The 23,713-nt window shown below is 62.3% G+C and carries 20 protein-coding genes and 1 pseudogene; 13 read left to right on the top strand and 8 right to left on the bottom strand.

Translation table 11 applies throughout. The features are described 5' to 3' along the window. Positions 1–81: 81 nt before the first annotated feature. The 6 genes from LUA85_RS09285 (at position 82) to LUA85_RS09260 (ending at position 6,531) form a co-directional block, all read left to right on the top strand. A complete protein-coding gene (locus LUA85_RS09285) occupies positions 82–879 on the top strand; it encodes a 4-(cytidine 5'-diphospho)-2-C-methyl-D-erythritol kinase (RefSeq protein ID WP_231471817.1) in 798 nt (265 codons plus the stop codon). Then, positions 876–1,610, top strand: coding sequence for an N-formylglutamate amidohydrolase (locus LUA85_RS09280; RefSeq protein WP_371823667.1), 735 nt, complete (start codon positions 876–878; stop codon positions 1,608–1,610). The genes LUA85_RS09285 and LUA85_RS09280 overlap by 4 nt, the downstream gene beginning before the upstream one ends. A gap of 121 nt (positions 1,611–1,731) precedes the next feature. Then, on the top strand, positions 1,732–3,579 hold the full coding sequence (gene ilvD / locus LUA85_RS09275; RefSeq protein ID WP_231469014.1) for a dihydroxy-acid dehydratase: 1,848 nt from the start codon (positions 1,732–1,734) through the stop codon (positions 3,577–3,579). A gap of 3 nt (positions 3,580–3,582) precedes the next feature. Then, positions 3,583–3,936, top strand: coding sequence for a hypothetical protein (locus tag LUA85_RS09270; protein WP_231469012.1), 354 nt, complete (start codon positions 3,583–3,585; stop codon positions 3,934–3,936). Further along, positions 3,920–5,329: an NAD(P)H-hydrate dehydratase gene (locus tag LUA85_RS09265; protein WP_231469010.1), complete on the top strand. Its 1,410-nt coding sequence runs from the start codon at positions 3,920–3,922 to the stop codon at positions 5,327–5,329. Before LUA85_RS09270 ends, LUA85_RS09265 begins: the two co-directional genes overlap by 17 nt. Further along, on the top strand, positions 5,326–6,531 hold the full coding sequence (locus tag LUA85_RS09260) for a class I SAM-dependent RNA methyltransferase (RefSeq protein ID WP_231469008.1): 1,206 nt from the start codon (positions 5,326–5,328) through the stop codon (positions 6,529–6,531). The genes LUA85_RS09265 and LUA85_RS09260 overlap by 4 nt, the downstream gene beginning before the upstream one ends. A gap of 21 nt (positions 6,532–6,552) precedes the next feature. On the opposite strand, the gene LUA85_RS09255 is transcribed toward LUA85_RS09260, so the two are convergent. Continuing rightward, complete coding sequence (locus tag LUA85_RS09255) at positions 6,553–6,984, bottom strand: MAPEG family protein (protein WP_231469006.1); 432 nt, start codon at positions 6,982–6,984, stop codon at positions 6,553–6,555. A gap of 191 nt (positions 6,985–7,175) precedes the next feature. On the opposite strand from LUA85_RS09255, the gene LUA85_RS09250 reads away from it, so the two are divergent. The 4 genes from LUA85_RS09250 (at position 7,176) to LUA85_RS09235 (ending at position 11,399) form a co-directional block, all read left to right on the top strand. Continuing rightward, positions 7,176–8,381 carry a saccharopine dehydrogenase family protein gene (locus LUA85_RS09250; protein ID WP_231469004.1) on the top strand — a complete coding sequence of 402 codons (1,206 nt, stop codon included), beginning with the start codon at positions 7,176–7,178 and terminating at the stop codon, positions 8,379–8,381. Then, entirely contained in the window at positions 8,381–8,707 is a 327-nt protein-coding gene (locus LUA85_RS09245) for a DUF1488 family protein (RefSeq protein ID WP_231469002.1), read from the top strand. Before LUA85_RS09250 ends, LUA85_RS09245 begins: the two co-directional genes overlap by 1 nt. A 36-nt stretch (positions 8,708–8,743) precedes the next feature. After that, positions 8,744–9,943 carry a carboxynorspermidine decarboxylase gene (locus LUA85_RS09240; protein ID WP_231469000.1) on the top strand — a complete coding sequence of 400 codons (1,200 nt, stop codon included), beginning with the start codon at positions 8,744–8,746 and terminating at the stop codon, positions 9,941–9,943. A gap of 250 nt (positions 9,944–10,193) precedes the next feature. Next, positions 10,194–11,399: a type III PLP-dependent enzyme gene (locus LUA85_RS09235; protein WP_231468998.1), complete on the top strand. Its 1,206-nt coding sequence runs from the start codon at positions 10,194–10,196 to the stop codon at positions 11,397–11,399. 356 nt (positions 11,400–11,755) lie between these two features. Here the strand turns inward: LUA85_RS09235 and hemA are convergent, their stop codons facing one another. The 3 genes from hemA to murI form a co-directional block, all read right to left on the bottom strand. Beyond that, on the bottom strand, positions 11,756–12,976 hold the full coding sequence (gene hemA, locus LUA85_RS09230; RefSeq protein ID WP_231468995.1) for a 5-aminolevulinate synthase: 1,221 nt from the start codon (positions 12,974–12,976) through the stop codon (positions 11,756–11,758). Positions 12,977–13,113: 137 nt separating this feature from the next. After that, a complete protein-coding gene (locus LUA85_RS09225) occupies positions 13,114–14,034 on the bottom strand; it encodes an MBL fold metallo-hydrolase (RefSeq protein ID WP_231468993.1) in 921 nt (306 codons plus the stop codon). A gap of 45 nt (positions 14,035–14,079) precedes the next feature. Next, positions 14,080–14,901: a glutamate racemase gene (gene murI / locus LUA85_RS09220; RefSeq protein WP_231468990.1), complete on the bottom strand. Its 822-nt coding sequence runs from the start codon at positions 14,899–14,901 to the stop codon at positions 14,080–14,082. A 70-nt stretch (positions 14,902–14,971) separates the two neighbouring features. On the opposite strand from murI, the gene plsY reads away from it, so the two are divergent. From plsY to topA, 3 genes and pseudogenes are all read left to right on the top strand, one after another. Then, positions 14,972–15,565 carry a glycerol-3-phosphate 1-O-acyltransferase PlsY gene (plsY, locus tag LUA85_RS09215; RefSeq protein WP_231468987.1) on the top strand — a complete coding sequence of 198 codons (594 nt, stop codon included), beginning with the start codon at positions 14,972–14,974 and terminating at the stop codon, positions 15,563–15,565. Then, positions 15,562–16,670: pseudogene (gene dprA, locus LUA85_RS09210) on the top strand (DNA-processing protein DprA). Before plsY ends, dprA begins: the two are co-directional and overlap by 4 nt. Before the next feature lie 75 nt (positions 16,671–16,745). Next, positions 16,746–19,367, top strand: coding sequence for a type I DNA topoisomerase (gene topA / locus LUA85_RS09205; protein ID WP_231468985.1), 2,622 nt, complete (start codon positions 16,746–16,748; stop codon positions 19,365–19,367). 6 nt (positions 19,368–19,373) lie between these two features. Here topA and LUA85_RS09200 read toward each other — a convergent pair whose 3' ends face one another. From LUA85_RS09200 to lepB, 4 genes are all read right to left on the bottom strand, one after another. Continuing rightward, positions 19,374–20,933 carry a hypothetical protein gene (locus LUA85_RS09200; protein WP_231468983.1) on the bottom strand — a complete coding sequence of 520 codons (1,560 nt, stop codon included), beginning with the start codon at positions 20,931–20,933 and terminating at the stop codon, positions 19,374–19,376. Positions 20,934–21,116: 183 nt separating this feature from the next. Next, complete coding sequence (gene era, locus LUA85_RS09195; RefSeq protein ID WP_231468981.1) at positions 21,117–22,010, bottom strand: GTPase Era; 894 nt, start codon at positions 22,008–22,010, stop codon at positions 21,117–21,119. A gap of 49 nt (positions 22,011–22,059) precedes the next feature. Continuing rightward, positions 22,060–22,758, bottom strand: coding sequence for a ribonuclease III (gene rnc, locus LUA85_RS09190; protein ID WP_371823715.1), 699 nt, complete (start codon positions 22,756–22,758; stop codon positions 22,060–22,062). Then, positions 22,731–23,582, bottom strand: coding sequence for a signal peptidase I (gene lepB / locus LUA85_RS09185; RefSeq protein ID WP_371823666.1), 852 nt, complete (start codon positions 23,580–23,582; stop codon positions 22,731–22,733). Before lepB ends, rnc begins: the two co-directional genes overlap by 28 nt. Between the last annotated feature and the right edge of the window lie 131 nt (positions 23,583–23,713).

Genomic DNA, 23,713 nt, shown 5'->3' with positions numbered 1-23,713 from the left:
TGCTCCCCGGTACGGGGAGGGGGAAATACGAAGCGTCGGGGCTTGCTCCGGCGCTTCGCCCGTTTCAGGGTGGCGCCGATGATGCGTGAAACTGCTTATGCCAAGATCAACCTTGCCCTGCACGTGCGGGCGCGGCGCGATGATGGCTATCATGAACTGGAATCGCTGTTTGCCTTTGTCGATGCGGGCGATGAACTTGTTGCCACCGCTGCATCGCGCGACGAACTGCGCGTAACCGGCGAATTTGGGGGCGCCCTCAGCGATCCGTTCGGCAATATCGTCGCGCAGGCGCTGTCCCGGCTGCCGCACGGCCCAGGCTGGGCGGTGACACTCGAAAAGAACCTGCCCGTTGCCGCAGGGCTGGGCGGAGGGTCCGCCGATGCGGGCGCGATTTTCCGCATGGTCGAGCGTGAATTCGGCCTGCCTGCTGACTGGCAGGAAACGGCTATCAGGCTCGGTGCGGATGTCCCGGCCTGCGTCGCAAGCACGGCCTGCATCGGGCGCGGCACGGGCACCGATCTCGAACCTGTCGATAACGATCTGGCCGGGTCCCCGGCGCTTTTGGTGAATCCGCGCGTTCCGCTTGCCACAGGCCCGGTTTTCAAGGGCTGGGACGGGGAAGATCGCGGTCCCCTCGACGGCGGGACCCTGCGGGAAATGACATTGAACGGGCGCAACGATCTGGAAGCGTCCGCGCTCTCACTGGTTCCGCAGATTGCCGACGTCCTGGCGGCGCTGCGTCAGACCGAAGCCTGGATCGTACGCATGTCAGGCTCTGGCGCGACGTGTTTTGCGTTGTTCGATACAATTGCGCAGCGCGATGCCGCCCGGCAGGCCATGCCCCCGCAATGGTGGACGCTGGCAGGGGCGTTGCGATGACCGGCGCGATGAACGAAGCCTTCCGCCTGATCGGCACCCCGCGTTTCGGCGGGATCCTTGTGGTATCGGATCATGCATCGAACCGTGTGCCCGGTGACATTGCCCTCAGCATCGCGCCAGACCTGCTCGACCAGCACATTGCGGTCGACATCGGCGTTGCTGCCATCGGCGCGATCATGGCCCAGTGTCCCGGTTTTGCAGCGTTTCAAGGCAACGTCAGCCGCCTCGTCTGCGATTTCAACCGCGACGAACATCTGCCGACGGTCATTCCCATCGCCAGCGACGGCCACGCGATTCCAGGCAATGCGCTCGATCATGCGGGGCACGAAGCGCGTCTTGCCCGCTTTTACCGCCCCTATCACGCTGCGCTTGAAAGCTTGCTGGACACCACCCCGCAAGCCTTGATCGTGTCACTGCACAGCTTCACGCCGCACCTTGCATCAAGCGACGAGCCACGCCCCTGGCATGTCGGCGTGCTCTATAATCAGGACGACCGCGCGGCGCGTATGGCGATCCCGTTGCTTCAGGCCGAAGGGCTGTGCGTGGGCGATCAGCTTCCCTATTCGGGCAGGCTGCTTAACGCCACGATGAACCGCCACGCCGAAGCGGATGGACGCCCCTATCTCGGCATCGAAGTGCGGCAGGACCTGATCTGCACCGTCGAAGGCCAGATGGAATGGGCCAAGCGGCTTGTCCGTATCGCCAATCAGGTTGCGGTTGCAATTACCTAGGATTTCCGGGGCTTTTCCCCACTGACACGAAGGTAATTTAACCTTCGACGCAAGCCCTCTGGTGGGTTAGGGGCAACCCAAGTCGCACAGAATATAACTGATTCCCTGCCGGAGTTCGCACATGCCTGCCTATCGTTCACGCACCACCACCCATGGCCGCAACATGGCCGGCGCTCGTGGACTCTGGCGGGCCACCGGCATGAAGGACAGCGATTTCGGCAAGCCGATCATCGCGGTGGTCAATAGCTTCACGCAGTTCGTGCCCGGCCACGTCCATCTCAAGGACCTGGGCCAGATGGTCGCGCGCGAGATCGAGGCTGCGGGCGGTGTTGCCAAGGAATTCAATACTATCGCGGTCGATGATGGCATCGCCATGGGGCACGATGGCATGCTCTATTCGCTGCCCAGCCGCGATCTGATCGCTGATAGCGTCGAATACATGGTCAACGCCCACTGCGCCGACGCGATGGTGTGCATCTCCAATTGCGACAAGATCACGCCGGGCATGCTGATGGCCGCGCTGCGTATCAACATCCCGGTCGTATTCGTTTCGGGCGGGCCGATGGAAGCAGGCAAGGTCATGCTGCGCGGCAAGGAAACCGCGCTCGATCTGGTCGATGCGATGGTTGCCGCCGCCGATGAATCGTATACCGACGAAGAAGTGAAGACGATCGAGCGCTCGGCCTGCCCGACCTGCGGTTCGTGCTCTGGCATGTTCACTGCCAATTCGATGAATTGCCTGACCGAAGCGCTGGGCCTCTCGCTGCCCGGCAACGGTTCCACCCTGGCCACCCACGCTGATCGCAAGCGCCTGTTCCTTGAAGCGGGACGGCTCGTGGTCGATCTGTGCAAGCGCTATTACGAACAGGACGATGAGACGGCGCTGCCACGCACCATCGCGGGCTTCGAAGCCTTCGAAAACGCGATGTGCGTCGATATCGCCATGGGCGGATCGACCAACACCGTGCTCCACCTGCTCGCCGCCGCGCACGAAGCGGGCGTGAACTTCACCATGAACGATATCGACCGGCTCAGCCGCAAGGTGCCTTGCCTGTCCAAGGTCGCGCCCGCGAAGGCCGACGTGCACATGGAAGACATCCACCGCGCGGGCGGGATTTACGCCATCCTTGGCGAACTGGATCGGGCCGGCCTGATCCACACGCACCTGCCCACCGTGCACAGGCGCACCATGGCCGATGCGCTGAACCTGTGGGATATCAGGCGCACCAATGCGCCATCCGTGCAGGAATTCTTCAGGGCGGCGCCCGGCGGCGTTCCCACGCAAGTCGCGTTCTCGCAGGATCGCCGCTGGAAGGAACTCGATCTTGATCGTGAAGGCGGCGTCATCCGCTCGGCCGAACACGCGTTCAGCAAGGACGGCGGGCTTGCGGTCCTGTTCGGCAACATTGCGCGCGAAGGCTGCATTGTGAAGACGGCTGGCGTTGATGACAAGATCCTCAAGTTCACCGGCCCGGCAAAGGTCTATGAAAGCCAGGATGCTGCCGTCACCGCCGTGCTGACCGGGCAGGTCGTTGCGGGTGATGTCGTGGTTATCCGCTACGAAGGCCCCAAGGGCGGCCCTGGCATGCAGGAAATGCTTTATCCCACCAGCTACCTCAAGTCGAAGGGTCTGGGTGCTGCCTGCGCGCTGCTGACTGACGGGCGCTTTTCGGGCGGCACCTCCGGCCTGTCGATCGGCCACGCTTCCCCCGAAGCGGCTGAAGGTGGCGAAATCGGGCTGGTCGAAACCGGCGACGTGATCGAGATCGATATTCCCAACCGCACGATCAATCTTGCGGTGTCTGACGCGGTTCTGGCAGAACGCCGTGCCGCACAGGACGCCGCCGGGTGGAAGCCTGCCAAGGAACGTCCGCGCAAGGTTTCGACCGCGCTTCAGGCCTATGCCGCGATGACCACCAGCGCCGCGCGCGGCGCGGTTCGCGACGTTTCGCAACTGACCAGAGGCTGATCGATGCGCGCGCCCGCCCTCCTGCCGCTGATCGTGGCCCTTGCGGCATGTTCGGCGGCGGAAGAGGCGCCCAAGGGCCGCGTGATCGATTGCATGGTTGGCGGATCGGAAAAGTTCCTGCCTGATTGCTTCGTCGAGGATTCGCGCGTCGGCGAACGGCGTTTCCTTACGGTGCGCCACAAGGATGGCGCATTCCGTCGCTTCGAAATGGTCGATGACGGGCGCGGCGTGATCGCCGCCGATGGCGCAGATGAGGCGACCGCGAAGTGGTCTGCCGAAGGCGTTCTGGAAGTCGCCGTGGGCAAGGATCGTTTTCGCTTTCCCGCAAGGATGAAAAGCGATGCCCCGCAACCGTGATGTCGTGCTGGCGCAAGTGCTCACCGTGGCGCAGATGCAAAGCGCCGAAGCAGACCTGATCGCTGCCGGCGCCACGGTTGATTCTCTGATGCAGATCGCCGGGCAGGGGGCGGGCGAATGGGTACGCCGCCTTGCTGCCGGGCGATCCGTTACGGTCCTGTGCGGCCCCGGCAACAATGGCGGCGATGGCTGGGTGATTGCGGAATACCTGCGCGAGCGGGGCAATCCGGTCAAAGTCATCGCGGCGCGCGAACCCGCAACGGACGCGGCGCGCAACGCGCGCGCGCTCTATCACGGGGAAATCGCCCCCGCCGATCCCGCAATTACAGGGGATGTGCTGGTGGATTGCCTGTTCGGCAGCGGCCTTGCCCGGCCCTTGCCCGACGATCTTTTTGGCCTCCTGACCAGCCTTGCAGCGCATCACCCCCATCGCATTGCCATCGATCTGCCCAGCGGCATCGAAAGTGACAGCGGACAGCCATTGAATGCGGGCTTGCCCGACTGGACGCTGACCATCGCGCTCGGCGCATGGAAGTACGCCCACCTGACCATGCCCGCTTGCGCCCGCATGGGCGCGCTGCGTCTGGTCGATATCGGCGTGGCGGCGCATGCCGGCGCGGCGCAGGTTCTGGCCAAACCCCGGATCACGCCGCCAGCACCCGATGCTCACAAATACCGTCGGGGATTGCTCGGTATCATCGGCGGTGAAATGCCCGGTGCTGCATTGCTGGCTTCCATGGCGGCGCAGCAGGCAGGGGCAGGTTACGTGAAGCTCGCCGCTGATCCTGCGCCCAGCGGTGCAGCGCCGGAACTGGTCGTCACATCTGACAGTGCTGCTCTGCTTGCCGACAAGCGCATGGCTGCATTGCTGATCGGGCCTGGCCTCGGACGTTCGGATGCAGCCTCGCGTCTGCTGGATCGGGCGTTGAGCGCCGCCAGACCAACCGTGATCGATGCCGATGCGCTGGTCCTGCTGCGTCCTGCGATGCTGCCGGGCGTATCCTCTATCCTTACGCCCCATGAAGGTGAAATGTCCGCGCTTGAGCGCACATTTGGCCTGCCCTCGCAAGGTCCGCGCCGGAATCGTGCGCAGGCGCTGGCCCGTGCCAGCAACGCGGTTGTCGTGTTCAAAGGTCCTGACAGCCTGATCGCCGCGCCCGATGGCACACTCATCCTCGCGCCACGCGCTTCGGCATGGCTATCGGTTGCGGGCACCGGGGATGTGCTGGCCGGAACCATCGCCAGCCGTCTTGCCGTACACGGTGATGCGTTGCGCGCGGCGCAGGAAGGTCTATGGCTCCACGGCGAAGCGGCCCGCCGGTGCGGCGCAGCCTTTACCCCCGGCGACCTGGCACTCGCCATCCGTCCTGCCCTGATCGAGTGCCTTCCATGACCAACTCCGGCCTGATTGTCCGCATCGCCGCCAAGGGCGAGGGCGCCACTGCGGACGGCCGCTATGCCGAACTGGCCGCCCCCGGCGATGTGATCGAAGGCGATGGCAGCCTGACCAGAGGCCCGAACCACGTCGTCCCGCCGTGCCGCCACTTCCCCGCATGCGGCGGTTGCCAGTTGCAGCACTTGTCAGAAACCGCGCTGGCGGATTACGTGTTCGATCGCGTGGTGGGTGCAGCCAAGGGGCAGGGCATCGATCCGGTCAACACGGCCCCGCCGCACCTCTCGCCTGCGCAAAGCCGCCGTCGCGCCACCCTCCACGCGCAGGTCATCGGCAAGCGCGTTGTCATCGGCTTTCGCGAACAAGGCTCGCACAAGATCGTCGACATGCGCGAATGCCATGTCCTGACGCCCGAAATGGTCGCGCTGATCGCGCCGTTGCGGCAGTTGCTCGAAACATGGGGCGACCGCAAACTGGGCGTCGATATCGAACTCGCCATGGCCGATCAGGGTCTGTCGGTTGGCCTCAAGGGCCTCAAGGTCGAAGGCCTCAAGCGCACCGAATCGCTGCTCGATTTCTCGCGCGACAACAATCTCGCTCGGCTGACCATTGATAGCGGCTACGGTCCTGAAGGCACTTGGGAGCCTGAGCCGGTCACCATCACGCTGGGCGGCACAGCGGTCTCGCTGCCCCCCGGCGCCTTCCTTCAGGCCACGCGCGATGGCGAGGAAACGCTCGTCGCCGCCGCGCGCGAATGGCTTGGCGATGCATTGACCGTCGCCGATCTTTTCTCCGGCCTTGGCACCTTTGCCTTCGCGCTGGCGGGGCCTGCTACCAAGGTTCTCGCGGTTGAAGCCGCGCGTGACACGCATCTTGCCTGCCAGTCCGCCGCGCGCATGAACGGACGCCCTGTTCATTGCCTGCACCGCGACCTGTTCCGCAATCCCCTGCGCGTCGAGGAGCTTGACCGCTTCGCCGCCGTCCTGCTCGATCCGCCGCGGGCGGGTGCGCAGGAGCAGGTCGATCAGATCGCGGCCAGCAAGGTGGCGCGGGTGGTTTATATCAGTTGCAACCCAGCCAGTTGGGCGCGCGATGCCGTGCGTTTGATCGCAGGCGGATACAGGCTGGCGGAACTGCGCCCGGTCGGCCAGTTCCGCTGGTCGACGCATGTGGAACTGGCCAGCCTGTTTCTGCGTGATTGATTGGCCGCAGATATCTCATGCTTACACGGGCACCAGTGTTGCCAACAAAGCCCTGATTGCCAGACCGATCAGGCACAGGCTTGAAAACAGGAACAGCATGAAACGCATCGATATGCGGTTGACCGTTGCCTGCCAGATCGAATGCACGATACGGATCGCCACATAGCCCCAGGCCAGCGCGACATCGACCGTGGCCGGCCCCATGATTGCCAGGATGGCTACCGTAGCATAAAACAGCGTCGGCTGTTCCATCAGATGGCTGTAATTGTGCGCTTTCCAGTTGACCACGTCGGGTAGTACACCCTCAAGATCCTGTCCGCGTCCGCCGGGCTTGGCCTTGCCGAGGCCGCCCATCTGCTTGATAGCTGGGAGCCGCGTTCCGGCCATCCAGAACAGCATCACCAATGACCAAAGCACCAGCACCGCCGCCGGTGTCAGGATTTGCGCCTGCATTATCGTCGAACTCCCCTTATTTTCGACAGGAGATTGCGCAAGCCTCGATCGATTGTCAAATGCAACCTATCTGGGGCTTGAAGGCCCGGTAAACGGGACTTGGGTTTGTAACGCCGATCCCCTAAAGGCCCATTCCATGAAAATCCGCGCAGGCCAGGAACGTGGCGGCGCAGCAGAGATTCGGAGATAGCATGGCAAAAGTTCTCGTCATCGGCGCAGGCGGCGTCGGCTCGGTCGCGGTTCACAAGATGGCGATGAACGCAGGAATCTTTACAGGCATTGCGCTCGCCAGCCGCACCAAGTCAAAGTGCGATGCCATCGCCGCCTCGGTGAAGGACCGCACCGGCGTGTCCGTCGATACGTACCAGATCGATGCCGACGACGTTGCTGCAACCACGGCACTGATCAACGAGGTCAAGCCGGTCCTCGTCGTCAACCTCGCGCTGCCCTATCAGGACCTGAACATCATGGACGCCTGCCTTGCCGCAGGCGTCAATTACATGGACACCGCGAATTACGAGCCGATTGACGAGGCCAGGTTCGAATACAAGTGGCAGTGGGCCTATCAGGAACGCTTCAAGGAAGCTGGCCTGATGGCGCTGCTGGGTTCGGGCTTCGATCCCGGCGTGACCAGCGTGTTTGCCACGTGGCTGCACAAGCACAAGCTCGACACGATCCGCACACTCGACATTCTCGATTGCAACGGCGGCGATCACGGTCAGCACTTCGCCACCAATTTCAACCCGGAAATCAACATCCGCGAAGTGACGGCTCCCGCGCGCCACTGGCTGAACGGTGAATGGGTTGAAACGCCGGCGTTGACCATCCGCCAGCAGTTCGATTTCGAGGCCGTCGGCCCGAAGAACATGTACCTGATGTATCACGAGGAACTCGAAAGCCTCGCGCATCACATCCCTGAAATCGAGCGCATCCGTTTCTGGATGACCTTCGGCGATGCCTATATCACGCACCTCACCGTGCTGCAGAATGTCGGAATGACCCGCATCGATCCGGTGATGTACAATGGGCAGGAAATCATCCCGCTCCAGTTCCTCAAGGCCGTATTGCCCGAACCTGCGTCATTGGGCGCAACCACCAAGGGCAAGACCAACATCGGCGACATCGCCACCGGTCTCAAGGACGGCGTGGAAAAGACCTTCTACATCTACAACATCTGCGATCACGAAGACGCATACGCCGAAACCGGCAACCAGGCAGTCAGCTACACCACCGGCGTTCCCGCGATGATCGGTGCCGCGCTGATGGTGCAGGGCGTGTGGTCAGGTGAGGGCGTGTTCAACATCGAACAGCTCGATCCCGATCCCTACATGGACATGCTCAACCAGCATGGCTTGCCGTGGCAGGTAAAGGAACTGGCGGGTCCGCTGGCGTTTTGATGAAAGTTCGAATTCTTGGGCCGGGTGAATATGATCGCCACGAGGAGGAAGTGCGCTTTTTCGCGACGGTTGGACGCACCCAAACTAGCGTGACGGTAACAGCACATGCGCTGTTTATTGTTAGTCAGGCGATGGGGTTTTCAACTTCCGACCCGTTGGTAGCCTACGCGGCTGGCGGAAAACTCCTTGAGCTAGTCGTTGCGAGTCTAATCGAAGAGAACGTGGAAATTCAGCCAACGTATATGGTGACCTACCGCGATGTCCTAAGATTCACTGGTGTTGAACCGAGCCTGCCACACGTCCCCAAGCCTTGGAAGCCTCTTTGACCTTCGGAATGGCGCGGATTGACTAAGGACTGAATTATGGAAACCAGAGCCGGTGATCCGGGCGCGTTCGTTCACTTCGATCTGGGCCGCGTCGATAGCCCCGCCTTCGTGGTCGATGAAGCGAAGCTGCGTGCCAATCTGGCGGTGCTGGCCGATGTGCGTGACCGCGCGGGGATCAAGGTTCTCGCCGCGCTCAAGGCGTTCAGCATGTGGCAGGTCGCGCCCATCGTCGGCGAATACCTCGATGGCGTGTGCACCTCTGGCCTGTGGGAAGCGCTGCTGGCGGCTGAACACTATCAGGGCGAAATCGCAACCTATTGCGCGGCCTACAAGGCGGAGGACCTGCCCGAAATCTTCCGCCTGTCCGATCACGTGATTTTCAACACGCCCGGCCAGCACCAGCGTTTCAAGGGCGAGATCATGGCCGCACGGGCGCGTGGCGACGTGTTCGACATCGGCCTTCGCGTCAATCCGCTCCATGCCGAAGGCGAAGTGCCGCGCTACGATCCGTGCGCGCCGCATTCGCGCCTCGGATTTCCGGTCGATCAACTGGCACCCGAACATTTCGAAGGCGTCAGCGGCGTTCACTTCCACAGCTTGTGCGAACAGGATTTCGAGCCGCTCCAGCGCACGTGGAATGCCCTGCTTCCCCGCATTGCGCCCTACCTGGGCCAGCTCAAATGGCTGAACTTCGGCGGCGGCCACCACATCACCCGCGCCGATTACCAGCGCGACGATCTGGTCGCCTTCCTGAAAGATGTGAAAGCGCAAACCGGATGCGAGATCTATCTCGAACCGGGCGAGGCAGTCGCGCTCGACGCGGGCATCCTTGTCGGCACCGTGCTCGATACGCACTGGAATGGCATGCCGCTGGCGATCACCGATATTTCCGCCACCTGCCACATGCCCGATGTGATCGAAGCGCCCTATCGCCCTGCGATGCTTGGCGAACTGCCGATTGATGAATACGAAGATGCGGGCGAGGGCGGTGCCCCTGTGCGTCTGGGTGGGCCTTCCTGCCTGGCTGGCGACGTGATTGGCGATTACCGCCTGCCGAATGACGCCGAACCCGGCACCCGCTTTGCGTTCCTCGATCAGGCGCATTATTCCATGGTCAAGACCACCACCTTCAACGGTGTGCCGCTGCCCTCGATCTGGCTATGGGACAGCAAGAGCGACACCTTGGAACGGGTGCGCGGCTTTTCCTACGAGGACTTCCGCAACCGCCTGTCCTGAAGCCGTCCCGTTGATTCGAGCCACGAATCATGCCCCTTGTGCCGGGGGGGTGCCACGGCACTGTAAAAAATTGCAGGATTTCCGGGAATTTGGCCAGAAATATGTCATTTTTCTGACACGCGTTTGCAGGGGGTTCTTTTTCACTTGATGTTCAGCGTGAGGGCCTTATTTACCCCCCTCTCGCTGCCCCATGGGGACTTCCAAACCGCAAGGCAGCCTTGTTCAACGTTCCGTTTGGGGGTCCCTTGAGTTGCACATCTATCCTGACGCATTGGCTGTAGTTGGCGCCTCGGCGCCTGACCAACCTGCCATTCTGAACCGTCCGCACGCCGCTGCGCGCGCTGCCCGCTTCTTCGTCGAGAAGTTTCCGGGCAAGTCGCTCTATGCGGTGAAGGCGAACCCTTCGGCCGATTTGCTGCGCATCCTGTGGGACGCGGGCGTCACGCACTATGATGTCGCTTCGATCGTCGAAGTGCGGCTTGCGCGTGAAACGCTGCCCGAAGCCACGCTGTGCTTCATGCATCCGGTCAAGTCGTCCAGCGCGATCCGCGAGGCGTATCACAGCCACGGTGTGCGCGTGTTCAGCCTCGATTCGCTCGACGAACTCGAAAAGATAACCGAAGCGACAGACAACGCCGAAGACCTCACGCTCTGCGTCCGCCTGCGTGTTTCGTCGGAATATTCCGAACTCAGCCTGGCGTCCAAGTTCGGCTGCGATCTGACCAATGCCGCAGAACTGCTCCAGGCGACCCGCCAGGTGGCAGACTCGCTTGGCGTGTGCTTCCACGTCGGCAGCCAGTCGATGAGCCCTCACGCCTATGTCCAGGCGCTTGAGCGTGTGCGCGCAGCGATCGTTGACGCGTCGGTGCTGGTTGACATCATCGATGTCGGCGGCGGCTTCCCGTCGATCTATCCCGGCATGGAACCGCCCCCGCTCGAAGATTACTTCGGCGTGATCGATCGCACGTATGAATCGCTGCCGGTGTCGTACTCGGCAGAACTGTGGTGCGAACCGGGCCGCGCGCTCTGCGCTGAATACAATTCGATGATCGTGCGTGTCGAACGTCGTCGCGGCACCGAATTGTACATCAACGACGGAGCCTATGGTGCGTTGTTCGATGCCGCTCATGTCGGCTGGCGTTTCCCCGTGCGTCTGCTGCGCGGCGAAGTGGCCAATGACGGCGTGGAGATCACCTTGGAGCCGTTCAGCTTCTATGGTCCCACGTGCGACGACATGGACCACATGGACGGCCCGTTCGAACTGCCTTCGAACATCCGGGCAGGCGATTATATCGAAATCGGCATGCTTGGTGCCTATGGCGCGGCGATGAAGACCGCGTTCAACGGCTTTGGCGCAACCGAAGTCTTCGAAGTATCGGACGAACCGATGTCGAGCCAGTATCGTGGTGACCGCCGCGATCCCCGCGTCTCGGACAATGTTGTATCGCTGCGCTGATTTGTTGCGCCGTGGCGTGAATAGAAAAGGCCCTGCCGCAAGGTGGGGCCTTTTTCATCGACCGGTTCGATCAAGCCTGACAGCCCCCGTTCGCCTTCGTTCGACACGAACGGGGATTTTGTCATCCCGTCTGGCAACGTAAACTTCAGCAACGTCATCCTGAACTTGTTTCAGGATTCATGGTGCCGAACAGACTGTCGCTGTTGGAGATAGATGGATCCCGGAGCAAGTCCGGGGTGACGAAGAAGATATAACTGTAGGCGAAGGGGATAATCGTCAACGGGGTGGGGGAGAAACGAAAAGCCCTCCCGGCAAGGGGAGGGCTTGATCTCGTCAACAAACCGGAAACCCGCGGCTCAGGCGGCCTGTTGCAGTTCCAGTTCCATGCGCTGCCAGATTTCCACCAGCGCCTCGGTCAGCTCGGTCATCATCGCCTCGGTGTGCGAGGGGCCGGGCGTGAAGCGCAGGCGTTCCGTGCCGCGCGGTACGGTCGGGTAATTGATCGGCTGCACATAGACGCCGTATTCGGCCAGCAGGATGTCGGCGATCTTCTTGGCGCGTACCGGATCGCCCACCATCAGCGGAACGATATGCGTGGTCGATGGCATGACCGGCAGGCCCGCATCGGCCAGCGATTTCTTCAGGAACGCCGCCGCTGCCTGCTGACCTTCGCGCTCGACACTGGAAGCCTTGAGGTGCCGCACACTGGCGAGCACGCCAGCTACCAGCACCGGCGAAAGCGATGTCGTGAAGATAAAGCCAGGCGCGTAGGAGCGGATCACGTCGATGATCCGCGTGTCGGCCGCGATATAGCCGCCCATCACGCCGAATGCCTTGCCCAGCGTACCTTCGATGATGTCGATGCGGTGTGCGGCTTCGTCACGATCGGTGATGCCGCCGCCGCGCGGGCCATACATGCCGACGGCGTGGACTTCGTCGATGTAAGTCAGCGCGTTGTACTTTTCGGCAAGGTCGCAGATCGCGTGGATTGGCGCGACATCGCCGTCCATCGAATAGACGGATTCGAATGCGATCAGCTTGGGCACCGCGGGGTCGGTTTCGGCCAGCAGTTCTTCTAGATGTTCCACGTCATTATGACGCCACACCTTCTTTTCCGCACCCGAATTGCGAATGCCCGCAATCATCGATGCGTGGTTCAATTCGTCGGAAAAGATCACGCAGCCGGGCAGGATCTTGGCCAGCGTTGAAAGCGTGGCATCGTTCGAGACATAGCCGCTGGTAAACAGCAGCGCGCCATCCTTGCCATGCAGATCGGCCAGTTCAGCCTCAAGCTGGATATGGTAATGCGTGTTGCCACCGATGTTGCGCGTTCCGCCGGAACCCGCGCCGACATTGTGCAGCGCCTCTTCCATCGCCTCGATCACCTTGGGATGCTGGCCCATGGCGAGATAATCGTTCGAACACCACACTGTGATCGGCTTTGGGCCGTTGTGACCGGCAAAGCAGCGCGCGTTGGGGTATGCGCCCTTGTTGCGCAAAATGTCGATGAACACGCGGTAGCGGCCCTCGGAGTGCAGACGCTCGATAGCCGAATCGAAAACCTGATCGTAGTTCACCCCGCCGCTCCTTCCTGCAACAAGGACATGTTTGCCCTTGAGGCCCGATCCCCAGGCCCATCGGCGAATGGCCGGTCTCTACGCCGGATGAATCCGCAATGCCAGCATGATTTGTTGTGCTGACCCAAAAGACCAATCTATTGGGCCAGCGTCGGTCGGCGCAGCGCGGGCGCCTCGGCAAAGCCATCCTGAAGCGCCGTGGCCTTCAGAAACAACGGGTCGTGCGATGGCAGAACAACAAGGGATTGGTTCTTTTCCCTCAAGTCGTTGAGGCCCTTAAGCCAGCCAATCGTGGCAACGCGGTCCTCTTGTATCAGCCAGTCGGTGAGCAAGCGGGAACGAGGGGTGGTCTCGATGATATTGGCGGCCAATGAACCGGTATCCCCCGCGAAAAGGTACTCGCGTCCATTCCGCAGCTTGACGAAGATCATCTGCGATCCGGGTGTATGCCCCGGCGTCTGGATCAGGACCACGCCGGGGGCAATGGCTTCGATTGCGGCAAGCTTGCGAGGAGCAGGCAATCGTCCGGCGTTTTCCCGCCACAGCGCGGTCATGCCCTGTGCAAGTTCGGGTGAGACTATCGCCTTGCTGGCAATGGCATCAAACCTTGGGTAATCGAGAAATCCACCCACATGATCGATGTGCTCGTGCGTGAACACGATCTGCCGCGCACCCTCCATCCACTGCCCCACCAGCTTCTCGACCCGCTTGTCGTAGTGCCTGAATTTCCGTTCCTTGGCGTCTGCCCTTGAAAAGCCGCTGTCGATCACGATGCCACCGTCAGGCCTGACGATCCGCCACACGATCACGCCTGTCCAGACCTGCCTCAAGCCCGTACCTGCGGCCAGTGCGGCGCCGGGCACCAGTCGCGAAGCGAGCGTGGCATATTCCAGTGCAGTGGGCTTATCGCCGGGCAGGGACTCGGCAGCCTGGCGGATCTGGGCAAGGTCGATCCTGCGTATCGGGGCACTGGCCGGCCCGGCATTCACGAAAAGCCAGTAATACATCATGCCGGCCATGAGCAGCAGAACGATGACCGCCTTCGAAAATCGACTCATTCCAGCGGCCCCCCAGTCGGCCGACACGTGCGCCGCGAACGCCCGTCAAAATATCGCAACACGTTCAAGCCCATGCGCTTCGAGCGTCGAACCTAGCTGGTCCACATCGATTCCGCCACGGGTGAACAGCGCAAGATCGGGCGCTTCGCGTCGCCATTCCTGCCCTTGCGTGAGAAAAACAATCTGGCGGGCGATCCCGTCCGATCCATCGATGAACGATACGCCGGGACCAAACGCTTTGCGCAATTCATCCTCGATCAGCGGAAAATGCGTACACGCCAGCACCACCGTATCGATCCTGTCGCCATCCGGGTGCGCTCGAAGCGCTTCGGCCGCCCGTGCATAGACCGCAGAATCAACCGTCTCGCCACGCAACTTGGCTTCGGCGGCCGCGACCAGTTCGGGCGCACCATGCCGCAACAGGCGCTTGTCCGCGGCAAATTCTGCCTCAAGCCGGTCGACATAGCCCTGCCGGATCGTTGCCGCGGTGCCCAGCAATCCGATCACGCCGGTCCTGGTCATTGCAGCGGCAGGCTTGATCGCAGGCACGGTGCCCACAATGGGCACTTCCAGCACTTCGCGCACCGATGCGAGTGCGATGGTGGATGCTGTATTGCAGGCGATGCACACCAGGCGGGGGCGCAGCCGTTCGGTCAGCCGCCCCAGCAGCCCGGAAACCCGCGCCGCGATCTGCGCCTCGGTCTTGGTGCCATAGGGCAGGCCTGCGTTGTCGGCCACGTAGATCACCGGAGCCTGCGGCAGGACATCGCGCACCTTGCGCAGCACCGAAAGGCCGCCCACGCCCGAATCGAACAGCAGCACCGGGGCCGCCGGATCACCTGTCGCTGCTGTGTCTGTCCCCGTCATTGCGGCGCTTGTATCGGTAATGGCGGTAAAATGGGAAGGGACCTCTTTCGCTTTTGCCACCGGATTGCGTATGAGCGCTTCTGTGGAAACGCTCCTGCCTCTTGTCGTCGGCTACCTGCTGGGGTCCGTCCCCTTCGGCCTGATCCTCACCCGCCTTACCGGCGCGGGCGATTTGCGCGCGATCGGTTCGGGTAACATCGGCGCTACCAATGTCCTGCGCACCGGCAGAAAAGGCCTCGCAGCCGCAACGCTCCTGCTCGATATGGGAAAGGGGATCGCTGCGGTGCTGCTTGCCCGCCATGTCTGGCCCGGTAGCGAAGCCCTGACCGCCGTCGCCGTCGTGCTTGGCCACTGCTTTCCGCTCTGGCTGAAGTTCAGGGGCGGGAAGGGCGTCGCAACGCTGATGGGCGTCTCGCTCGGCCTCGCCTGGCCCATCGGCCTTGCCTATGCCGTGGTGTGGCTCAGCGTGCTTGGCGTCAGCCGCATCTCGTCGCTCGGCGGGATGAGCGCGGCGGTCGCAGCGCCGGTTGCCGCCGCGTTGCTCGGCGATGCGCCTTATGTCCCTGCGCTGGCGTTTCTCGCCATGCTCGTGGTGTTCCTCCACCGCGAAAACATCGCTCGCCTGCGGGCTGGAACCGAACCGAAGGTTGGTGGCAAAAAGTGAACACCGCGGCCGTGCTTACCCGTGCCGAAGCGTTCGCGCGCATCCGCCTCCTGCGCTCGCCCAACATCGGCCCGGTCAGTTACAACCAGTTGCTCCGTCGCTTCGGCACCGCCAGTGCCGCGCTTGATGCCTTGCCCGATCTCTCGGCAAGGGGCGGCGCGCCCTATCGCCCCGCCCCGGTGGAACGCATCGAAGCCGAAGTTGCTGCCGTTCGCGCGTCGGGCGCGCGCTACCTGTTCCACGATGGCGCCGATTATCCCGCCCTCCTGGCCGCACTCGAAAGCCCGCCGCCGATCCTCACCGTGCGCGGCGATGCAGGCTTGCTCGCCCGCCCGTCTGTTGCCGTCGTCGGCGCCCGCAATGCCTCGGCGGGTGCGGTCAAGCTGTCGCGCGATTTCGCCACGGTGCTGGCGGGCAGAGGTTACGTGGTCGTATCCGGCCTCGCGCGGGGTATCGATTCCGCGCCCACCGGGGCGCGCTGGCGGGCATGGCCGATGGCGGCAGCACCATTGGCGTGATCGCCAGCGGGATCGACATAGCCTATCCGCCCGAAAACGCCGACTTGCAGGAGCAGGTTGCAACGCAAGGCCTGCTGATCGCCGAAATGCCGCCGGGCACCGAACCGCTCGCGCGCCACTTCCCCCACCGCAACCGCATCATCGCAGGTCTTTCCACCGGAACGCTGGTGGTCGAAGCCGCCCCCCGTTCCGGCTCGCTGATCACGGCGCGGCTTGCCGCCGAATCGGGCCGGGAAGTCATGGCTATCCCCGGCTCACCGCTCGACAGCCGCTCGCAGGGGTGCAACCAGTTGATTCGCGAGGGCGCGATTCTCGTCCAGTCGCCTGAAGACGTGATCGAACTCCTCGCCGGTTTCGAAGGCCGGCCCCGTGCGCATTTCCGTGAATCGGCAGATGCCTATGCACCCGATATTGCCGCAGAACCTGCCGACATCGCCGGACTGCTCGGCCTTGCCCCCATCGCCGTGGATGAGATCATCCGCCAGAGCGGGGCGAATGCCGGGGCGGTGCAGATGGCGCTGCTCGAACTCGAACTGGCCGGGCGCCTGCAACGTCACGCCGCAGGCCGGGTCAGCCTTTCCGCATAAGGTGCCGCTTGACGAACCGCTTCAATCGTCCCCACCCTCGCGCACACGTACACGTAAGGACTGCTTAAAATCACCATGCAGCTTGTCATCGTAGAATCTCCGGCCAAGGCCAAGACCATCGAGAAGTATCTCGGCCCCGGCTACAAGGTGCTCGCCTCCTATGGCCACATCCGCGATCTGCCGCCCAAGGACGGCTCTGTCCGCCCGGACGAGGATTTCGCGATGGACTGGGAGCTTTACGGCGACAAGACCTCGCGCGTGAAGGCCATCACCGATGCGGCCAAGACCGCCGACCGTCTGATCCTGGCGACTGACCCTGATCGTGAGGGTGAGGCAATTTCCTGGCATGTCAGGGAGTTGCTGAAGAAACGTAAGGCGCTGCCTAAAGAGGTGGAACGCGTCACTTTCAATGCGATCACCAAGCAGACCGTCACCGATGCGATGAAGCGTCCGCGCGAACTCGATCAGGATCTGATCGACGCCTATCTGGCCCGTCGCGCGCTCGATTACCTGTTCGGCTTCACGCTTTCCCCGGTGCTGTGGCGCAAGTTGCCCGGCGCGAAATCGGCAGGTCGCGTCCAGTCGGTCGCGCTGCGCCTGATTGTCGAGCGGGAACGCGAGATCGAGGCATTCCGCAGCCAGGAATACTGGTCGGTCATCGCGCGTCTCGAACATCTTGGCACCGAATTTTCCGCGCGCCTCGTGCGTTTCGAAGGTCAGAAGCTCGACAAGCTGACGCTGGGCGATGAAGGCGCGGCGTTGAAGGCCAAGGCGCTGGTCGAATCCGCCACGTTCCGCGTGGAGGAGGTGGAGACCAAGCCGACCCGCCGCAATCCCTATCCGCCGTTCACCACATCAACACTGCAACAGGAGGCGGCGCGCAAGCTCGGCTTCTCGGCCAGTCACACCATGCGCGTGGCGCAGACGCTCTATGAAGCGGGCGCGATCACCTACATGCGTACCGATGGCGTGCAGATGGACCCCAGCGCCATTTCCGAAGCGCGCAAGGCCATTTCCGACCGCTATGATGGTCACTACCTGCCGGAAAAGCCGCGTCATTACGAAACCAAGGCCAAGAACGCGCAGGAAGCGCACGAGGCGATCCGCCCCACCGATTTCACCAAGGACCGTTATGGTTCAGGCGATGAAGCGCGGCTCTACGATCTTGTCTACAAGCGCGCGATGGCCAGCCAGATGGCCTCTGCCAATATTGAGCGCACCACAATCACCCTGCGTGATGGCACCGGCAAGCATGAATTGCGCGCTACCGGCCAGGTGATCAAATTCCCCGGTTTCCTCGCGGTCTATGAAGAAGGCCGCGACCAGAAGCAGGACGGCGACGATGAGGAGAGCGGCCTGCTCCCGGCGATGAACACCGGCGATACCCCGGCCAAGCGCGGGGTTGATGCCACCCAGCACTTTACCCAGCCACCGCCGCGCTATTCGGAAGCCAGTCTGGTCAAGCGGCTTGAGGAACTCGGCATCGGGCGCCCGTCCACGTATGCCGCCACGCTTCAGGTACTGAAAGATCGCAATTACGTCAGGACCGAGAAAAATCGTTTCTTTGCAGAGGAATCGGGTCGACTTCTCACAGCATTTCTGGAGCGTTTCTTTCCGCGCTACGTGGCCTATGAATTCACCGCCGGGATGGAGGACGAACTCGATAACGTCTCTGGCGGACGGGCCGAATGGAAAATCGTGCTGGCCGATTTCTGGCGCGATTTCAAACCCAAGTCAGACGAGGTGATGGAGAACAAGCCGAGCGAGGTTATGGCCGAGCTTGACGAATTCCTGTCCGATTACCTGTTCCCGCCGCGTGAGGACGGCACCGATCCGCGCATCTGCCCGAAATGTGCTGAAGGCCGCCTTTCGCTGCGTGGCGGTCGCTATGGTGCATTCGTGGCTTGTTCGAATTATCCTGAATGCAAGTTCACCCGCAAGTTCGCCCAGCCCGGCGGTGCCGATGGCGAAGGCGGGGACGACGATGGTGTTCTGGGAAAGGACCCGGTGACCGACCTCGACGTTACCCGCAAGACAGGCCGGTTCGGACCTTATGTCCAGTTGGGTGAGGGCAAGGAGGCGAAGCGCGCTTCGATCCCCAAGGATATCGGCGAACTCGATCTCGAATGGGCGCTGAAGCTGCTGGGGCTTCCGCGCGAAGTCGGCACGCACCCGGAATCGGGCAATCCGATCACCGCCAGCATCGGCCGCTACGGTCCCTATCTGGCGCATGACGGCAAGTACGCGCGGCTCAAGTCCACCGCCGAAGTTTTCGAAACCGGCATGAACGCCGCCGTCATGCTGCTGGCCGCCGCCGCTGCGGGCGCTGGCGGGCGCGGCAATCGCGCGGCTGCCGAACCGCTCAACACTTTCGGTCCGCACCCCACATCGGGTGGCGAGATCAAGCTGATGGCGGGACGCTACGGTCCTTACGTCACCGATGGCACCACCAACGCTACGCTGCCAAAGGACAAGCAGCCCGAAGCGCTCACCCTTGAAGAAGCCATCACGCTTATCGATGAACGCGCGGCCAAAGGTCCGCCCAAGGGCAAGAAGCCTGCGAAAAAGGCGCCTGCCAAAAAAGCGGCTGCGACCAAGGCACCGGCCAAGAACGCTCCGGCCAAGAAGGCAGCTTCGGCCAAGAACGCTCCGGCCAAGAAGGCAGCTTCGGCCAAGACAAAAGCCGCAGCGGAATAGAATGTTTCAGCTTGCCGCTGCGGCGCTCCCGGCCGGTCGCCGCAGCCGGTACAGCCAGTAGACCCGCGTCCCCAGTGTATAGGTTTCATAGCGTTCGTAGTGTCGTGCCAGCTCTGCTCTGACCACGCGTCGCGTATCATGGTTGGGCAGATAGAGGCGCGAGGGCGCCCAGAACAGCACGACGCTCGGCTTTGTCGCCATCACCTTGCGCACTTCATTCACGGGATCGACGCCGACTGCCGGAGCTTCGACATAAGTGTTCAGGTGGTTCGGGAAGATCCGCGTCGTCGGCAAGCAGGTGTTCAGCGTACGGTAGAATGCCAGCTCGCCTTCGTAGATATACAGGCATCCGCCATGCAGTTCGCGCGCGATCATCGCGTTCATTTCGGAAAACTGAGTCGCCGTGCCATGACTGCGCACCTGATAAAGGGGCACGGCAACGCTCGCCAATGCGCCGAAGCCCAGGAGAAACCTGCCGAACTTGCGCTCGGAAGGGACAACCCGCGCCAGTGCAGGCGCCGCCAGTACCGACAGCGGAACCAGCAGTGGTGCAACGTAGTGATCGTACCAGGTGCCGAACAGCAGGAACCCGGCAAAGGCAGCAGCCCCCCACAGCGCAATAACCGAATGCGATTTGGGATATGAACCGCCCGAAGTGCTGAACAGCTTCGGCGCCCGGAAGATCGCCAGCCAGAACGGCAGCAGTGCCAGCATTTCCTTGGTCAGCCGCCACGGCGCTTTCCAGCCATCGGATTCACGCGCGAAGATCGAAAGGAAGTTGGCAAAGATGAATTCGTCCAGATGCCCAAGGTTGGCGTAATATGCAGCAGCCAAGGCCGTGGGCAGCAAAGCCACGGCAATCCACAAAACGGCAACGGCCGCAAGTTTGCGCCATGACCATACATCAGCATAGCCCCGGCCCAGCAGGATCAGCCCGAAGGCCGCGCCTTCGAAAACCACGGTGTACTTGATCTGGATGGCAAGCCCCAGCAGTGCCATGATAGCGGCGCCGCGCCATACCAGCATCATGCTTTCCGGCCGCTTCATCGTATCGATCAGGCCCAGCGCGGCCAGCGCCACCAGCAGGTTGTAGAATGTCGGCGCTTGGCCCAGGCCGGAATTGAATGCCGGCATGAAAAGCACATAAGCCATGCCTGCCTGCCACGCGGCCGAAGGAGAGGCAATCTCGCGGGCTATGCGCGCCACGACCATCGCAGTGGCGGTCGTCGTCAGCACCGCGCCGGCCTGATAAGCCAGCACCGGATCTCCGGGGATCGCGGCCATCACTTCGTAGAGCAGGAACAGCCCTATAGGCTTGCGATCCCAGATGTCGACATAAGGCAGCGCGCCGTCGCGCATGCGTTCAGCCACGAACAGGTAGAACTGTTCATCGATGTGAACGATCGGATTGCCGAGCAGGAATGCGCGCGTCAGCAGGGCGAGGCCAAGGTAGGCAAGGGCGGTGGCCAGCCAATCGGGGATGTTCAGTGGGCGAAGTGTTGCCGCAACGCGCACGGGCAGGGAATGCGCAACGCGCAGCCCGATTGCGCCGGTAGGTTCGTCCATCCGTCTGCTCCGTCATGCCCCAGTCAGGACGCAAACGGGCGACGTGCCCGTTCCCTTCTTGCTTGCGGTAGTTTTGCAACCTGAACGGATGCTTTCAACTGTGCCATATTGAATTTGCATCGCGTCGGCCAGCGCTGAACCGTATCGTATATGCGATAAACCGTGCTTAATTCGCTTGGATGATCACTTCACCCATTCCAGCCCTATTTCCTCGTAAATTTCGCGAGCATCGGCCCAGCGCTCATCCACCTTCACATGAAGGAACAGATGTACTCTGGTTTCTAGCAATTCGCCCAGCTCCTTGCGCGATGCTTCGCCGATCGCCTTGATCTTCGCGCCACCCTTGCCCAGTACGATCGGGCGCTGGCTCTCGCGCGAAATCACGATCTGCTGGTGGATCTCGATCGATCCGTCCTTGCGGTGGATGTATTTTTCGGGCCGCACCGTGCTGTCATAGGGCAGTTCGTCATGAAGCTGGCGGTACAGTTGCTCGCGAGTGATCTCTGCTGCCAGCAGGCGTTCGCTGGCATCGGAAACCTGATCAGCCGGATAATGCCACGCCGTTTCGGGCATCAGGTCGGCCAGTCGCTGCTTCAGTTCGGACACGCCATCGCCGGTCAGCGCGGAAATGAAGAACACCTCGTCGAACGCCGCATCTGCCGAAAGTTCCTCCGCCATGATCAGCAGCGGTTCCTTTGGCGTCGAATCCACCTTGTTCAGCACCAGGATCTTGCGTTCGGGCCGATCCTTCAAGCTGGCAAGGATCGGTTCAAGGTAATCGCGCTTCTTCTTGCGCGCATCCACCACCAGCAGGATCGCGTCCGCTTCCTGCGCGCCGTCCCACGCCGCGCTCACCATCGCGCGGTCTAGCCGCCGCTTGGGTTCGAACAGGCCCGGTGTATCGGCCAGGATGATCTGCGTCTCACCCGCCAGCGCAATGCCCATCAGCCTTGCGCGGGTCGTCTGCGCCTTGGCCGAAACGATCGCCACTTTCTGCCCCACCAGCGAATTGACGAGGGTGGATTTACCGGCGTTCGGCGCGCCAAGCACGGCCACGAGGCCACATTTTTCGGTCATGAATGAAATCTCTATCGGTTAAGTCGAAGGACTATAGGCCAAAAGGCCCTCAGGCATAAGCCTGCATGAATGCGCGCGCGGCAGCCGTTTCGGCTTCCTGCTTGCTCGATCCGCGCGCTGAAGCTTCGCCCACGCCGTTGACTGTTACCGAAACGGTGAAAGTCGCCGCGTGATCCGGGCCATCACGCGATACCAGAGTATAGACCGGCGGCTTGCGACGATTGCCCGCCGCCCATTCCTGCAAGGCGGCCTTGGGATGCTTGCGCTGGCCGGTGCCCGAAGCCATCGGCTTGTCCCACACCTTGCGCACGAAATCGCGCGCGGCCTCGAACCCGCGCTCGACGAACAGCGCGCCGATCAGCGCTTCCATCACGTCGCCCAGGATATTGTCGCTCTGTACCCCGCCATCGTCGCGCGCCTGCTTGCCCAGCCGGATGTGGCCCGGCAGCGCAACGGCGCGCGCAACGTCCGCGCACGTCTCGCGGCTGACCAGTGCATTGAGCCGCTGCGAAAGCTTGCCCTCGGCGGCATCGCTCTTTTCGTGCAGCCAGTCGGCGATCACCAGTCCGAGAACCCGGTCGCCCAGAAATTCGAGTCGCTGGTAATCGCGCGCCTCGCCCATCGACCCGTGCGTCAGCGCCTCGGCCCAAAGGTCGGTGCGGGCAGGGGTCGCCCCGGTCAGCGCCGCAATATAAGCGGCGGCATCGGCAGAAAGCGCGCTCAGAACGTGCCCCCGATGCGGTCCCAGCGCGCTGCGCTGAACCACGTCCACGGCAGCAACCAGTTGGCGCTGCCATCGGTGGACCACATCATCACCATGGCGCGCCCGACAAGGTTCTCTTGGGGCACAAGGCCGATTCCGGCGCCTTCCATGGCAGGGAAGCGGCTGTCCATCGAATTGTCGCGGTTGTCGCCCATCAGGAACATCTGCCCTTCCGGCACCACCAGCGGCACACTGTCGTCCTGCGGGCGATAGCCAAGATCAAGCACATTGTACGCGCGTCCGCCCGGCAGCGTTTCCCGGTACTGCGGGTAGTGGCACGTCTGCGTTCCGTCCTTTTCCGTCACCGCGAATTCGGGCGAAAGGCAATCGGTATTAGGGCTGACCGGAATGACAAAATCCGCGATCCGCTGCTTTGGCACGGCCTGCCCGTTCAAATGCAAGGTTCCGCCAATCATCTGCACCGTATCGCCGGGAAGGCCGATCACGCGCTTGATGTAATCAACGTCATTACCCGGAGGTGCCTTGAAGATCACCACGTCACCACGATCGGGCTGGCTTGCCAGGACACGTCCGGGGATCAGCGGCAGGCTGAACGGCAGCGAATATTTGCTGAACCCGAAGGGCCACTTGGCGGCCAGCAGGTAATCCCCGTTTTCAAGCCGCGGCAGCATCGATTCCGATGGAATATTGAAGGGTGCAAAGATGAAGCTGCGGAAGATCGCCACCACCAGCACCAGCTTGATCAGGAAGACGGGAAAACTGTCTTCCTTCTTTTCCTTTTTCGCAGGCGGCATCGGCGCCAGCGGCTGTGGCGCAGGGGCTGGCGTGGCTTGGGGCGTGTCGTTCATCGTCGCGGTCATGTTGCCAGCCGTGCCCTTCGTCAAGTGTGTTGTTTGGATAATACAGCGGCGAAATACGTCTGCAAAGCTTTCGCGGCAATGAACAGGCGGGTTGGCGCGGGCGCGCAGAGCGGGCATAG

This window comes from Novosphingobium sp. CECT 9465 (genome assembly GCF_920987055.1).
Classification (GTDB): domain Bacteria; phylum Pseudomonadota; class Alphaproteobacteria; order Sphingomonadales; family Sphingomonadaceae; genus Novosphingobium.
This window is presented reverse-complemented; position numbering and strand designations above follow the sequence as displayed.

Coding starts and splice junctions, on each gene's coding strand:
- LUA85_RS09240 (WP_231469000.1), top strand. CDS start 8,744: ATGGAAACCAGAGCCGGTGATCCGGGCGCGTTCGTTCACTTCGATCTG.
- LUA85_RS09265 (WP_231469010.1), top strand. CDS start 3,920: ATGCCCCGCAACCGTGATGTCGTGCTGGCGCAAGTGCTCACCGTGGCG.
- topA (WP_231468985.1), top strand. CDS start 16,746: ATGCAGCTTGTCATCGTAGAATCTCCGGCCAAGGCCAAGACCATCGAG.
- murI (WP_231468990.1), bottom strand. CDS start 14,901: ATGACGGGGACAGACACAGCAGCGACAGGTGATCCGGCGGCCCCGGTG.
- LUA85_RS09270 (WP_231469012.1), top strand. CDS start 3,583: ATGCGCGCGCCCGCCCTCCTGCCGCTGATCGTGGCCCTTGCGGCATGT.
- LUA85_RS09225 (WP_231468993.1), bottom strand. CDS start 14,034: ATGAGTCGATTTTCGAAGGCGGTCATCGTTCTGCTGCTCATGGCCGGC.
- plsY (WP_231468987.1), top strand. CDS start 14,972: ATGAGCGCTTCTGTGGAAACGCTCCTGCCTCTTGTCGTCGGCTACCTG.
- ilvD (WP_231469014.1), top strand. CDS start 1,732: ATGCCTGCCTATCGTTCACGCACCACCACCCATGGCCGCAACATGGCC.
- LUA85_RS09280 (WP_371823667.1), top strand. CDS start 876: ATGACCGGCGCGATGAACGAAGCCTTCCGCCTGATCGGCACCCCGCGT.
- LUA85_RS09260 (WP_231469008.1), top strand. CDS start 5,326: ATGACCAACTCCGGCCTGATTGTCCGCATCGCCGCCAAGGGCGAGGGC.
- LUA85_RS09250 (WP_231469004.1), top strand. CDS start 7,176: ATGGCAAAAGTTCTCGTCATCGGCGCAGGCGGCGTCGGCTCGGTCGCG.
- LUA85_RS09245 (WP_231469002.1), top strand. CDS start 8,381: ATGAAAGTTCGAATTCTTGGGCCGGGTGAATATGATCGCCACGAGGAG.
- LUA85_RS09200 (WP_231468983.1), bottom strand. CDS start 20,933: ATGGACGAACCTACCGGCGCAATCGGGCTGCGCGTTGCGCATTCCCTG.
- LUA85_RS09285 (WP_231471817.1), top strand. CDS start 82: ATGCGTGAAACTGCTTATGCCAAGATCAACCTTGCCCTGCACGTGCGG.
- lepB (WP_371823666.1), bottom strand. CDS start 23,582: ATGAACGACACGCCCCAAGCCACGCCAGCCCCTGCGCCACAGCCGCTG.
- LUA85_RS09255 (WP_231469006.1), bottom strand. CDS start 6,984: ATGCAGGCGCAAATCCTGACACCGGCGGCGGTGCTGGTGCTTTGGTCA.
- era (WP_231468981.1), bottom strand. CDS start 22,010: ATGACCGAAAAATGTGGCCTCGTGGCCGTGCTTGGCGCGCCGAACGCC.